14 protein-coding genes are annotated in these 13,637 nt (G+C 33.2%); all 14 read left to right on the forward strand.

Going from position 1 to position 13,637, the window contains the following annotated elements:
* The first annotated feature begins 302 nt into the window (after window positions 1–302).
* A complete protein-coding gene (locus DFR59_RS12485; protein ID WP_114745982.1) occupies window positions 303–938 on the forward strand; it encodes a sugar transferase in 636 nt (211 codons plus the stop codon).
* Window positions 935–1,777, forward strand: coding sequence for an NAD-dependent epimerase/dehydratase family protein (locus DFR59_RS12490; protein ID WP_114745983.1), 843 nt, complete (start codon window positions 935–937; stop codon window positions 1,775–1,777). The genes DFR59_RS12485 and DFR59_RS12490 overlap by 4 nt, the downstream gene beginning before the upstream one ends.
* A 2-nt stretch (window positions 1,778–1,779) precedes the next feature.
* Entirely contained in the window at window positions 1,780–2,904 is a 1,125-nt protein-coding gene (locus DFR59_RS12495; RefSeq protein ID WP_114745984.1) for a glycosyltransferase family 4 protein, read from the forward strand.
* A gap of 17 nt (window positions 2,905–2,921) precedes the next feature.
* Window positions 2,922–4,088, forward strand: a complete 1,167-nt coding sequence (locus DFR59_RS12500; protein ID WP_114745985.1) for a CDP-glycerol glycerophosphotransferase family protein — start codon at window positions 2,922–2,924, stop codon at window positions 4,086–4,088.
* Window positions 4,089–4,099: 11 nt separating this feature from the next.
* Complete coding sequence (tagD, locus tag DFR59_RS12505) at window positions 4,100–4,498, forward strand: glycerol-3-phosphate cytidylyltransferase (protein ID WP_114745986.1); 399 nt, start codon at window positions 4,100–4,102, stop codon at window positions 4,496–4,498.
* Window positions 4,499–4,509: 11 nt separating this feature from the next.
* Entirely contained in the window at window positions 4,510–5,676 is a 1,167-nt protein-coding gene (locus tag DFR59_RS12510) for a glycosyltransferase (RefSeq protein WP_114745987.1), read from the forward strand.
* A 19-nt stretch (window positions 5,677–5,695) separates the two neighbouring features.
* Window positions 5,696–6,970: an oligosaccharide flippase family protein gene (locus tag DFR59_RS12515; protein WP_114745988.1), complete on the forward strand. Its 1,275-nt coding sequence runs from the start codon at window positions 5,696–5,698 to the stop codon at window positions 6,968–6,970.
* Window positions 6,963–8,093 (forward strand): glycosyltransferase family 1 protein, encoded by a 1,131-nt coding sequence (locus DFR59_RS12520; protein ID WP_114745989.1) that lies wholly within the window; start codon window positions 6,963–6,965, stop codon window positions 8,091–8,093. Before DFR59_RS12515 ends, DFR59_RS12520 begins: the two co-directional genes overlap by 8 nt.
* Entirely contained in the window at window positions 8,086–9,381 is a 1,296-nt protein-coding gene (locus DFR59_RS12525) for a hypothetical protein (protein WP_114745990.1), read from the forward strand. The genes DFR59_RS12520 and DFR59_RS12525 overlap by 8 nt, the downstream gene beginning before the upstream one ends.
* A gap of 86 nt (window positions 9,382–9,467) precedes the next feature.
* On the forward strand, window positions 9,468–10,391 hold the full coding sequence (gene galE, locus DFR59_RS12530; RefSeq protein ID WP_114745991.1) for a UDP-glucose 4-epimerase GalE: 924 nt from the start codon (window positions 9,468–9,470) through the stop codon (window positions 10,389–10,391).
* A gap of 125 nt (window positions 10,392–10,516) precedes the next feature.
* Window positions 10,517–11,527 carry a UDP-glucose 4-epimerase GalE gene (galE, locus tag DFR59_RS12535; protein ID WP_114745992.1) on the forward strand — a complete coding sequence of 337 codons (1,011 nt, stop codon included), beginning with the start codon at window positions 10,517–10,519 and terminating at the stop codon, window positions 11,525–11,527.
* Window positions 11,528–11,801: 274 nt separating this feature from the next.
* Entirely contained in the window at window positions 11,802–12,512 is a 711-nt protein-coding gene (locus tag DFR59_RS12540) for an ankyrin repeat domain-containing protein (RefSeq protein ID WP_147278272.1), read from the forward strand.
* Window positions 12,493–12,864, forward strand: a complete 372-nt coding sequence (locus DFR59_RS12545; protein ID WP_114745994.1) for a hypothetical protein — start codon at window positions 12,493–12,495, stop codon at window positions 12,862–12,864. Before DFR59_RS12540 ends, DFR59_RS12545 begins: the two co-directional genes overlap by 20 nt.
* Window positions 12,865–12,895: 31 nt before the next feature.
* A complete protein-coding gene (locus DFR59_RS12550) occupies window positions 12,896–13,366 on the forward strand; it encodes a hypothetical protein (RefSeq protein ID WP_114745995.1) in 471 nt (156 codons plus the stop codon).
* Window positions 13,367–13,637: the final 271 nt, after the last annotated feature.

The raw sequence follows: 13,637 nt of genomic DNA on the forward strand, positions 1-13,637 counted from the left end.
TTATAAGTGATGAATGTAAGAATATCTATTTCGTATTTGTAAGGTAGATTGAATAGATATTACGAGGTGAGTATTGGATTTCGATAAGAAAACACAATATGTAGTGGTTTAAGTTGAATTTTTCAACGAATATATACTACGTGTTGATATTTTCATCTATTTCTCATATTGCATATTTAATGCGAGGTGGCTATGCTTTATAGATAACAATTTTAGTGGTTTAGTAGTTGATTGGAATGGAGATTTGAAGATTCCAATTAAGTATTAACTTACTAAATAACTTTTCAAGGAGTGTTACAGGCATGTATATGAAAGTCAAAAGACTAATAGATATTCTTCTTTCCTTTATTGGACTTATTGTTTTATCACCTATTTTCTTAATCCTCATTATTGCTATTAAACTTGATTCTAGAGGCCCTGTTCTGTTCAAACAAAAGCGTATTGGAATCAATAAGACACATTTCAATATATTGAAGTTTCGTACAATGAGAATAGATACGCCTAAGGACACTCCCACTCATTTGTTAGATAACCCGGATCAATACATTACTAAAATGGGTAAGTTCTTGAGGAAAACTTCACTAGATGAACTTCCACAAATCTGGAATATCTTTGTTGGTCAGATGAGTATCATTGGTCCGAGACCAGCGCTTTGGAACCAGTATGATTTAATAACTGAACGAGATAAATATGGGGCCAATGATGTACCACCTGGCATAACTGGTTGGGCTCAGATCAATGGTAGAGATGAGCTTCCTATTGAGGTGAAAGCGAATTTGGATGGGGAGTACGTTGAAAAGATTAGTCTGTTGATGGATGTAAAGTGCTTCTTTGGCACCATCGTTAGTGTTGTAAAAAGTGACGGTGTTGTTGAAGGTGGTACGGGAGTGACTAGTAAGAAGGAAGTAGCAAGTGCTAAGGAGCGCATTTCAAAATGAAAAAAATACTAATAACAGGGAAAAGTAGCTATGTAGGAACTAGTTTGCAAAAATGGCTTGCAAATTATCCAGATAAATATTTATTAGATTCAATTAGTTTAAGAAGTGAATCGTGGAAGGACAAAGACTTCTCTAAATATGATGCTGTAGTTTGTGTAGCGGGTATAGCGCATATAAAGGAAACAAAGGAAAATGCATCTCTTTATTACAAGGTGAACCGTGATTTAGCTTACGAAGTTGCTCAAAAGGCAAAATTTGAAGGCGTTAAACAGTTCATATTTCTTAGTTCCATGAGTGTTTATGGGATTGAGAGTGGTGTGATCGATAAAAGCTCTCCTCTTAAACCTAAAAGTAATTATGGTAAATCTAAGCTACAAGCCGAGGAGTTAATAAAACCTCTAGAGAGTAATGAGTTTAAGCTAGCAATTATTCGTCCTCCAATGATATATGGTAAAGGTTGTAAAGGTAACTATTCCAGATTAGGAAGTCTCGCACTAAAGATTCCCATATTTCCAAGAATAGAGAATATGCGTAGTATGATTTATATTGATAATCTAAGTGAATTTATACGATTCATAATAGATGATTCTAACTCTGGTTTATTCTTCCCCCAGAATGCTGACTATGTCTGTACGTCAGAAATGGTTGAAATGATAGCAGAATTACACGGTACTAAGATAAGAATGACAAAATCATTTAATTTTTTCATAAGACTAATTAGGATTAGCACAGTAAAGAAGATTTTTGGTAACTTGGTATATGATAAGCAAATAGATGAATACAAAAATAGATATACAATTTATGATTTTGAGACATCTATAAGATTAACGGAGAAATGAAAATGAAAAAGAAAAAAGTATTGTTAGTAGCTACTGTTGTAAAAGCTCATATTATGGTGTTCCATATTCCTTTTTTAAAATGGTTTAAAGAGAATGGATATGAGACATATGTTTGTGCAAAAAATGATTATGAAAACAAAGAAGAATGTGTCATACCATATTGCGACATTTATTATGACCTTCCTTTTGAAAGGTCGCCAATTAAAAAAAATAATTTTAACACCTATAAACAGCTAAAACAAATAATAGATTCGAATGAATTTGATATTATTCATTGTCATACACCAATGGGCGGAGTTCTGGCAAGAATAGCAGCACGTAACACAAGAAGGGATAACACTAAGGTCTTCTATACTGCCCATGGATTTCATTTTTATAAAGGTGCACCTATTACAAATTGGTTATTATATTATCCAGTTGAGAGATGGTTAGCGAGATATACAGATGTACTTATTACTATTAATAAAGAAGATTATAGTAGGGCCCAGAAATTTAAAGCTAAACATATAGAGTATGTTCCTGGTGTTGGAATAGATACTCATAAATTCAGTGAGATACTAGTAAATAAAACAAAAAAACGCAATGAAATTGGGATTCCAAAGGATAGTATAATCGTTCTTTCTGTTGGAGAGTTGAATAAGAATAAAAATCATGAAACCATTATTAGAGCTATAGCGAAATTAGGTAACCCTAATATTTATTACGTAATATGTGGAGAAGGCCTGCTAAAAAACCACCTAAAAAAACTAGTTAAGGAACTAGGATTGGAGGAGCAAGTAAGGTTATTTGGGTATCGAACAGATATAGCTGAAATTAGTCAAGTTTCAGATATTTTCGCGTTCCCTTCATTCCGTGAGGGATTATCACTGTCTCTAATGGAAGCTATGTGCTCGGGACTACCAGTGGTTTGTTCGAGAATTAGAGGAAATAGTGATTTAATTCAAGATGGTAGTGGGGGTTACTTACTAGAGCCAGATAATATTGAAGGCTTCTCGAATGCTATTAAAAAATTAGAGCAGAATACTTCTCAAAGAGAGGTTATGGGTGAATATAATAATAGATTAATATTGGCATTCGATATAAATAATGTAATTAATGATATGGAGAAAATATATTCAGAGGTGTAACGTTGAAGAGATATTTAATGAAGATTATAAAATATTTTAAGCCATTATATATAATTTATTATTGGGCTGGTTCACTTATATTAAACCTTATTAAGTTTATGGTTAAGCCAGACGATAAGCTGGTTCTTTTTATCAGTTTTGGTGGAAAGAAATTTGATGATAGCCCAAGGGAAATATATGATGAGATGATTAAAGATAATCGTTTTAAAAACTATAAATTAGTTTGGGCTTTTCACAATCCAGGTGATTTTATAATTCCAAGAGGAAGAAAAGCAAAAACTGATTCATTTAAGTATTTTATTACGGCTTTAAAGGCACAATGTTGGATTACTAATTCTAGGGTAGAACGGGGGTTAAGTTTCAAAGGGAAGAACACCTTCTATTTCAACACCTGGCATGGAACGCCAATTAAAAAAATGGGAATGGATATTTCTAATGGGAATAAATCATTCGGGACAAAGGCTAAATGGAATGTTGATATAATGACTTCGCAAAGTAAGTATGAAGCTGATATTTTTTCAAGAGTCTTTAATATAGATAGGGAGAAATTTTTGGTATGCGGTTTGCCAAGAAATGATAGTTTGGCAAAAGCTACTGCTAAGACCAAGAAGGAAATGATGCAGAAAATAGGATTACCTTTAGATAAGAAAGTAATCCTTTATGCACCTACCTTTCGGGAATATGAAAGAGACAACCAGCTTAATTGCGTGATTGCTCCTCCAATTGATTTTGATAAATGGAAAAGGGAAATTGGCAGTGAGTATATCGTTTTACTTCGTGCGCATTACGAAGTGGCAGAAGTATTGAATGTAAAAGCTGATAATGGATTTGTGTATGATGTATCTAACTATCCAGTATTGAATGACCTAATGATAGCATCCGATTTATTAATCTCGGATTATTCTAGTATTTTCTTTGATTACTCGATATTAGATAGACCTATGCTTTGCTATGCATACGACTATGAAAATTATGTCGATAGACGTGGATTGTACTTTGATATTAGAGAATCATTGCCTGGTGGAACAATTAACGAGAATGAACTATTAGAGTTAATTAAGGACTTACCATATAAAAATGTGATGAAGTTAGTGAGGGACTTTCGCAGCTTCTACGTTCAGAGTTATGGAAATGGAACAAAAGTTTCTTTAGATACTATTTATAAAAATATTAATTCAGAATGAGGGGATTGAAGATGAAAAGAGTAATAACATACGGTACTTTTGATTTGTTACATTATGGCCATATAAACTTGTTGCGTAGAGCTAAGGCATTAGGTGATTATCTGATTGTTGCATTATCTACAGATGAATTTAACAGCGAGCAAAAGGGCAAAAATACTTATTTCACCTATGAAGAAAGAAAAAAATTGTTAGAAGCTATTAGATACGTAGATTTGGTAATACCTGAAAAAAATTGGGACCAGAAGGTTAAAGATGTCCAAGAATATAGAGTTGATACATTTGTAATGGGTGATGACTGGAAAGATAAGTTTAACTTTTTAGAAGATTCTTGTGAGGTGGTCTACTTACAAAGAACGCCCGAGATATCTACGACTAAGATAAAGAAAGACTTATTAATATTAAAGAGTTAGAGGGTTATAACATGAAATTATTATTTAGTTATACCGGCCCGCTTATTAAAGATAAAGAAGGGAATTATTATAGTAGAACTATCACAGATAAAATGCTATCCCGATATTTTAAAATTGCTAATGAAGTAAATATCTTTACACGAGTTAAAGAAGTTTTTGATGAGAAAGAACTTAAAAAATTTACGAAAATAAATTCAGAGAACTTTTATGTTACGGAATGTCCCAATATATCTTCTTTGAAAGAGATCATTTATAACAGTCTAAAAGTAAAAGGACAAATAGAAAAGGCGGTAGCAGAAGCTGACATAATTATTGCTCGCCTGCCATGCGTAACAGGAAATATAGTAGTTAAAACAGCAAAAACAAAACAAAAACCATATCTTGTAGAAGTGGTAGGTTGTCCTAGGGATGTTTACTGGAGTCATAGTTATAAAGGGAAGTTCGCTGCTTTACCTAGTTATTTAGCTATGAAAAGAGCTGTGAAAAGAGCACCTTACACATTATATGTAACAAATGAATTTTTACAGCATAGATATCCTTGTAAAGGTAGAGTGATAGGGTGTTCGGATGTATCTTTACCTAAATTAGATGAAGGTATACTTAAGAAGCGGTTATTAAGAATTAATAATCAAGAAGACAAGCCTTTAATAATTGGAACTACTGCTGCTGTAAATGTAAAATATAAAGGGCAAGAATATGTCATTAAAGCTATGTCAAGGTTAATTAGGGAAGGTTATAACATCGAGTATCACTTAGCAGGAGGCGGTGAGAACACCTATTTGAAGTCTATTGCAGAAAAATATGGTGTTCTTGATAAGGTAAAGTTTCTAGGATCGTTACCTCATGAAAAAGTATTTGAGTACTTGGATAATATCGATATTTATATTCAGCCAAGTAAAACAGAAGGGTTACCTCGAGCTTTGGTTGAGGCTATGAGTAGAGGATGTCCATCTTTGGGCTCTAATATAGGAGGGATACCTGAACTGATAGATGAAAACTTTACTTTTAGTGCTGGATCAGTAGATGAGATATACAGATTGCTAAAAAACACGGATAAGAACATGATGCTAGAAGAGGCATGCCGTAGTTTTAAAAAGGCGAAAGAATTTGATACAAAATTATTAGAAAATAAGAGGCTTACTTTCTATAAAGAGTTCTGTGAATTGAGCAAAGGTTAATAATAAGGGATGATCGTATATGAAAACGTTAGAAAAAAATAAAATCCCACTGTCTCTACGTCTGAATTTTTCTTGGACTTTAATTGGTAATATCATTTATGCTGCTTGTCAATGGGGATTATTAATAATGTTGGCGAAATTCGGAAGTCCTGATATGGTCGGTATTTATTCTTTAGGGTTAGCGCTAACAGCACCAGTTTTTATGTTAACCAATTTACAATTAAGATCAGTAATAGCTACGGATACCGAAGGAAAACACTCCTTTAACAATTATCTTGGTTTAAGATTAATTTGTATATTATTAGCAATAATTATCATTTCAATTATAATTTTTATGGCAAATTACAATTACCAAACGGTTGCAGTTCTATTAATAATCTGTCTTGCAAAAGGTATAGAGGCTACTAGTGATGTGATATATGGAGTATTACAGAAAGAAGAGAGAATGGATTTTATATCAAAATCTATGATTATAAAAGGTATTACCTCCATTCTTTTTATGGGAATAACCTTATTGATAACACAAAATTTAATTTATAGTGTAGTAGCTTTAGCATTTGCATGGTTACTAGTTATGTTACTATATGATATTAAAAATGTACGCCATCTCACTACAATAAAACCTTATTTTGAAAAAGGTTCCTTTTTTGAATTAATCCGATTAAGTTTACCTTTAGGAATTGTAATGATGTTACTATCTTTTAATTCAAATGTTCCAAGATATATAATCGACCATTATTTAGATGCTGATTCTTTAGGATATTATTCTGCTATCGCATATATTGTTATTGCAGGAACAACGGTTGTAAATGCATTAGGGCAGTCTGCAACGCCAAGGCTTTCTAAAAATTTTGCGAATAGAGAGTTGAAAGAAGCTAGACGGTTATTAGTAAAATTAGTTATTATAGCTTCTTTATTAGGCAGTTTAGGAATATTAATTGCATTTTTCTTTGGAAAGCAGATATTGAGTCTTTTGTACAATAATGAATATAGTAATTATTCAAGTGAGTTTGTGCTTGTAATGGTCTATGCTTTTTTTGCGTATTTAAGTTCATTTTTAGGTTACAGTATGACCGCTGCGCGTTTGTTTAAAATCCAACCTTTACTATTCATTGTTGTAACACTCTCCAATGTAATATTTTCAATTTTATTAGTGCCCGTTTTTGGTATGAGGGGGGCAATTTACGGATTAATAATTGCCGGGGTAATTCAATTTCTTGGTAGTTTACTAATTAATATTTTCATTTTTAGAGATAAAAGAAAGCAATCTGGAGGTCAATTCAATAATGGATAATAATAATCAAGTTAGAATACTGCACATAGTTGGCGCAATGAATCGCGGCGGTGCTGAAACCTTAATTATGAATATATATAGAAAGATTGATCGGACAAAGATTCAATTTGACTTTGCGGTAAATACATCCGAGCAGTGTCATTTCGATGAGGAAATAAAATCATTAGGCGGTCGAATATTCAGTCACCCAAATCCCACTACTTCAGGATTAAAAGCTTACAGACAAGCACTTAAAGAAACTATAAAAAGTAAAGGACCATTTGAAGGAATTCATAGCCATGTTCATCATTTTAGTGGGTTTGTACTACAAATTGCCAAACAAATGGATATACCTATCAGGTTAGCTCACAGCCATAATACACAAGATGGACATGCATCTTCAATAAAAAGGAATTTATATCGTTGGTACACAAGTAGGCTAATTGATAAAAATGCAACACACCTTCCTGGATGTTCTAAAGCAGCATGTGAGTCTTTATTCGGAATAAATTGTTGGGAAGACAATAGAGTATTTGTCATACCAAATGCGGTAGATCTTGTTCCTTTCAAAAATATTGAATTAGATAAAAAAGAGTTAAGGAAAAAACTAAACTTACCAGTCAATGGCCCATTATTAGGGCATATTGGTCGTTTTAGCAAGCAAAAGAACCATCATTTATTAATAGAAGTATTCGAGGGAGTTTTAAAGGAATCTCCTGATTCTAACCTATTACTTGTTGGTGAAGGAGCATTAAAAAAAGAGATAGAGGATTTAGTATTTAATAAAGGGATACAAAGCAACGTTCACTTTCTTGGTGTTAGAAATGATGTACCAGAAATATTATCAGCAATTGATCTATTTTTATTTCCATCTCTTTTTGAAGGATTACCAGTCGTTCTTGTAGAAGCACAGGCTGCTGGAATACCATGTGTTATATCTAGCTCTATAACTAAAGAAGTTGATATGAATAATCAATTAATTAAGTTTGTAGATTTAAAAGCTGGTATTGATACTTGGACAAAAGAGATAATAAATTCATTAGTTTTAAACTTACCATCTTGGGAGGAAAGAGAGAATGCCCTTAGGGTTTCAGGATATGATCTTAGAAGCGTGGTAAGAAAAATGGAGAATATTTATGGTTGATATATTAAACTTCTTAACATTTACATGGCTGACTATATGGTTTGTATTTTCAATTGTGAAATTAGTTAAGAGGACATTTTATTCAATTCTTTTTGCAATTATTGTACTTTATGTTTTTTTTGCAATACCTATTGCCTTAGATCTCTTTATAGGTAAACCTTTTTACAGATATTACCCTGGTTTTGAGCTTTCAAAAAATGATGATCTTGTATCTATAATTTATTGTTTTTATATTAGTTTCATACCAATAATTTGGTGGTTAACAGGAAAACCAAAGAAATATTCAAGGGATTTAATAAAAAAGGTTGATTATCAATTATTCAAACCGTTTAGACCGCTCTTTGTAATCTTATTAATTAGCCCATTAATAGCTTTAATTTTTGCTCCTAATCCATTATTCTATACACATTATGGAGCAATATTGGTAGGGGAATTCATTAGTGAAGAAATACGATCCTACCATTCTATTATTTCGTTAATTACGTTTATAAGTGTAGTTAGTGGATGTGCACTTCTTTTATTAAGGGATAAACTTAAATTATCGAATGTTTTAATCATTCTTCCTTGGCTAATATTTTCAGTATGGCTTAATGGTAAGAGAGCGATTGTCGCTGTAGTTGTGTTAATGCTTGGCTATGCTCTTTGGCATAATGGATTATTAAAGTCTTGGAGATTACTTGTCTCAATCATGATAGCGGTAATATTTATTGTCGGATATTCTAGCCTTTACCAGCAAAATTTAAGATACGACAACGGTCCTAGTTTAAGTTTTAAGCAAAAATATGAAAATATAAGAGTTGATTATGGTAGAGATGATGTAACAAAGATGACAATCTATTCCGAGATACATCCTGATCGTATGGAGATATTAGAGTATAGAGGACAAAGTATACTTTACAATTTATTAATGTATATTCCAAGAAAGTGGTGGCCGGAAAAACCATGGCCATATGCAGTTTATTTTACTTCTGCAATGTTATCTATGCCACCTCAATATATTGGTTGGGGAATGACGACAAGTTGGTTAGAAGAAGCAATCGCTAATTTTAGTTGGTTTGGTTTTCTAATAGGACCGCTTTTTATATCACTGTTATGTAGAATTGGAGACTCCACGCGTGATCCAATTATTAGTGCTTTGACGGTACTAGTGGTTACTTTATTCCTTGTAGTCCAGTTAGCAGCATTTGCTCCGTTATTTATTTTATGGATATTATTAATTTTTTGGTCCTCTATAAAAAACAGGCGAAAAAATAAATCAAAATTTAATGCTCACCATCCTGTAAGCTAAAGCTAAAGTGACAGTGCCTGTAACCACTAGAAATAGGTCAAGATTTGTAGAGAAATAGAAGTAGGTTGGAGGGAGGAATTCATTTAATGAACATATTAGTAACCGGAGGCGCGGGATATATAGGTTCACATACATGTATTGCATTATTAGAAGCAGGGCATTCAGTTATAATTGCTGATAACCTTTGTAATAGCAGACTTGAGACCATTGAGAAAATAATAAACATTACAGATAAAGAAGTAACTTTTTTTGAGATTGATGCAACTGATGAACAAGGTATTGATGTTATTTTTAATAATAATAAAATAGATGGTGTTATTCATTTTGCTGGATTAAAAGCGGTAGGTGAATCGGTAGATATACCATTAACTTATTATTATAACAATATAGCTAGCACTATGATTCTTGCTAAAGCTTGTCAGAAATATGGTGTGAATCGTTTTGTTTTCAGTTCATCAGCAACAGTTTACGGAGATAATAAAGTACCTTTCGTTGAAACTATGAACCTGTTACCCACTACTAATCCTTATGGTGAAACGAAAGCTATGAGTGAGCGAATTCTTACTGATATAACTAAAGCAAACCCTGAATTTTCAGTTGATCTTCTAAGATATTTTAATCCAGTCGGAGCCCATGAAAGTGGCTTGATTGGTGAAGCACCTAATGGCATTCCCAATAACCTTATGCCATATGTTACTCAGGTTGCCAAAGGAAGACTGAAGAAACTTCGAGTTTTTGGAAACGACTATCCAACTATAGATGATACCGGAGTAAGAGACTATATTCATGTCTTAGATCTAGCAGAGGGGCATGTTGCAGCGTTAGATAATCTTAAGGAAGGTGCTCATATTTATAACTTGGGAACTGGTCAAGGTACCAGCGTACTAGAGTTAGTGAAAGCCTTTGAAGACGCTAATGGTATTGAAGTTCCTTATGAAATAATAGAACGGAGACCTGGAGATATTGCTTCATGCTATGCTGATGCTTCAAAAGTTACTGGTGGTGCCTGACCCCCACCGCAGTAGTGTAATAAAGGATTATCATTAATAAAAAACATTTACGACTAACCGAGTTGAATGATCAGCTGGGTTATTTTTTATGTCTAAAAAAAATTCAAATTCAGGGAGATGAAAAAATGAATATTCTTGTCACTGGTGGAGCTGGCTACATTGGTTCACACACTTGTGTTGCTTTATTAGAAGCGGGACATAGTGTAATAGTTGTAGATAATTTAAATAATAGTAATCTTGAAACCTTAGAAAAGATAAAGCAGCTCACGAATAAAGACTTAATCTTTTATCAAATGGATGCTACCAATGAAGTAGCAATAGATAAGGTTTTTTCCAATCATGAGATACACGGAGTAATTCACTTTGCTGGATACAAAGCTGTAGGTGAATCTGTTGCAAAACCTCTTGCTTACTATCAAAATAATCTAGTGAGTACGATGGTTCTTGCAGGTGCCTGCCAAAAGTATGGAGTGCATCGATTTGTATTTAGTTCATCTGCCACTGTATATGGCGATAATCAAGTGCCTTTTATTGAAACCATGAATCTCCAGCCAACCACAAACCCATATGGAGAAACAAAAGCGATGAGTGAGAAAATTCTAACAGATACTTCCAAGGCAAATCCTAAATTCTCTATTGCTCTTCTTCGCTACTTTAACCCAGTAGGGGCGCACGAAAGTGGATTAATTGGAGAAGCACCAAATGGCATCCCTAATAATCTAATGCCTTTCGTTACTCAAGTAGCTAAAGGAAAGCGGGAAAAGTTATACGTATTCGGTTACGATTATCCAACAGTGGATGGTACGGGTGTACGTGATTATATCCATGTGATGGATCTTGCAGAAGGACATGTGGCTGCACTGGAAAATTTAACAGAGGGTGTCCATATCTATAACCTGGGATCCGGTAAAGGGACAAGTGTATTTGAGTTAATCCGTGCTTTTGAAGAAGCAATTGGGATAACTATCCCATATGAAATAGTAGATAGACGTCCAGGAGATATTGCTGCCTCCTATGCTGATGTATGCAAGGCAAAGCGAGAGCTAGGTTGGGAAGTGAAGCGAGATATAAAAGCGATGTGTCGTGATGCTTGGAATTTTGAGGAGAATTATGTGGAAGTGGTAGAGAGTAAATAAAAACTACTTTTAATAATCAGCTAAATGAAGAGAAAATATTATGATTCACTTGTTTTAAAGGCACTTCTTGATAAATTAGGGAGTGCTTTTTAATATTTTCTCGTAACAGGAGTGCAGACGCCTTGAATATCAAATCACAAATTTCAAATGGCAATATTGATGAATTAATTGATTTATCAAAAGAAATTTACATACCCTCCCTACGTGCGAACTAAAAGATGATCCATTCCTTCTTTCGCTAAAAACAGACTGTGCCCCGGTAATAGATTTTCTATTGAATGAGAAGTATCATTCCTTATGCCCGGATGAGAAGAAGTTTTCATTTTTAGTAAGTGCTGCTTCTCGGAATTACCATAAAGAGTTAATTAAATTAATTCAAGATATACCTTTTTCTCAATCAGAGCTAACAAAGGCATTAGATTACTCTTCTTCCTCTTGTGATGTTTTTACCGTGAAGATTTTGTTAGATGCTGGAGCTGTATTTAATGAAGAAAACATATCGATATTAATAAATGCTGTTGAGGATGAAAATACGGAAGTAGCAGCGTTCCTGATTCATGAACTTGGAAATATTAATATTGTAGATGGAATGGGATTTTCATTGCTCCATCACACATCTTCGGTTTCACGGGATCAGGATTTTTTAACTTATTTGCTTTATAAGGGACTTGATGTTAATAAGCAAGATAATTATGGGAGAACAGCTTTAATGCATACATTATTAAGTATTGAGTTGGACCCTGAAAACTGGTTTGTGGAATTTGGGGAGAAGTTACTAGGCGCAGGTGCAGATCCTAACATGCATGATAATGAGGGATGTACCGTATTGATGATGGCTTGCAAGTATGAAGGTTATACATTATATGGGGACGAAGCTTTGATTGAATTTATGAAGATGTTAATTCACAACGGAGCAGATGTAAGCATTCAGAATAACCAGGGCCAAACAGCATTGGATATTGTTGGTGAAGGAACATCAGTTTAAAAAGGCAATTAATTTCTTGAAACAATATGAATCACAACTAATAGTCCCCGATATGAATGTAACAGAAAATACGAATGCACAGTCTTCTATTATAGGGTATCCTGAAAAGTCATTTTTAGGTGAGAAAGGCTACACTACCAAACTTAGCAGAAAGAAAAGGTGGGAAATCCTCCAAGAAGAAATTCTTACCGAATATCCCCCGCAAACAGTCATAAACAAACTTGCAGATTTTATTAGAAGATTCAAAGCCCAGCGAAATGGATCCAAAAGATACGCTGCAGCGATTGCAGAGTGGGAATATGATATTGAGAGGGTGAGGGAGGCTTATAAGGTCATAATTAAGGGGTATTAGTTTTAGAATCAAAAGAAAGGGGATGTAATAATTGAAAAAATATTTATTTGTAATATTAATAATTTTTATAATTACAGGATGTAAGAATGTTGTAAAAGATTCTATTCCTATTGAAGAAGCTATAGAAGGGCTAGCAAAAGAAATAAATAACGATCAAGTAATAAAAGGGAAGTATGAGTTAGGTAAGATTTTAGAAGGAAAATCATTGACAGCATCTTGTCCAGCTTTCTTTTCAATTTCTGAGGTTTCAGTTAAGGAAGTAACCATACAATATAAAGGAAGCGATAAACCCGTAGAAATAAAAGACGATAATGGATGCAGTGATTTTGTGAATATTTTAGGAAATCAATACGAAAACAATAGTATTAAATATAAAATCGGTGACGAGTTTCAAATAAATGGAATCATAGATCAGGAAAATTATGATCCAACGGATCCTTATAATAATGTTATAATCACATTGACGTATTATGGTAATAAATATGAAAATAAAACTCCATGATTTATAAACGAAATAATGGAAGATTTAAACACACTGCGTTTTAAAATTGAAGCTAACTACATTTTTTAAGAGACGAATAAAGATACACCAATTAAGTATAAATCCAATAAGAGTGAGAGTATTAAGAGAGTTCTAATATAGGGAGAGAGTAGTAATAGAAATGGGAAAAGGAATATTATTTGGATAAAATAAAAAAATGTAGACTTGTAATTTTGAGTATGCTAATTATAGTGTCTTTTGTACCACTTACTAACTATGTCCTTACCAAGAA

Origin of the sequence: Falsibacillus pallidus, assembly GCF_003350505.1 — a bacterium.
GTDB lineage: Bacteria > Bacillota > Bacilli > Bacillales > DSM-25281 > Falsibacillus > Falsibacillus pallidus.

Excerpts from the sequence above, each read along its gene's own strand:
- DFR59_RS12485 (WP_114745982.1), top strand. The coding sequence starts at position 303 with ATGTATATGAAAGTCAAAAGACTAATAGATATTCTTCTTTCCTTTATT.
- DFR59_RS12490 (WP_114745983.1), top strand. The coding sequence starts at position 935 with ATGAAAAAAATACTAATAACAGGGAAAAGTAGCTATGTAGGAACTAGT.
- DFR59_RS12495 (WP_114745984.1), top strand. The coding sequence starts at position 1,780 with ATGAAAAAGAAAAAAGTATTGTTAGTAGCTACTGTTGTAAAAGCTCAT.
- DFR59_RS12500 (WP_114745985.1), top strand. The coding sequence starts at position 2,922 with ATGAAGATTATAAAATATTTTAAGCCATTATATATAATTTATTATTGG.
- tagD (WP_114745986.1), top strand. The coding sequence starts at position 4,100 with ATGAAAAGAGTAATAACATACGGTACTTTTGATTTGTTACATTATGGC.
- DFR59_RS12510 (WP_114745987.1), top strand. The coding sequence starts at position 4,510 with ATGAAATTATTATTTAGTTATACCGGCCCGCTTATTAAAGATAAAGAA.
- DFR59_RS12515 (WP_114745988.1), top strand. The coding sequence starts at position 5,696 with ATGAAAACGTTAGAAAAAAATAAAATCCCACTGTCTCTACGTCTGAAT.
- DFR59_RS12520 (WP_114745989.1), top strand. The coding sequence starts at position 6,963 with ATGGATAATAATAATCAAGTTAGAATACTGCACATAGTTGGCGCAATG.
- DFR59_RS12525 (WP_114745990.1), top strand. The coding sequence starts at position 8,086 with ATGGTTGATATATTAAACTTCTTAACATTTACATGGCTGACTATATGG.
- galE (WP_114745991.1), top strand. The coding sequence starts at position 9,468 with ATGAACATATTAGTAACCGGAGGCGCGGGATATATAGGTTCACATACA.
- galE (WP_114745992.1), top strand. The coding sequence starts at position 10,517 with ATGAATATTCTTGTCACTGGTGGAGCTGGCTACATTGGTTCACACACT.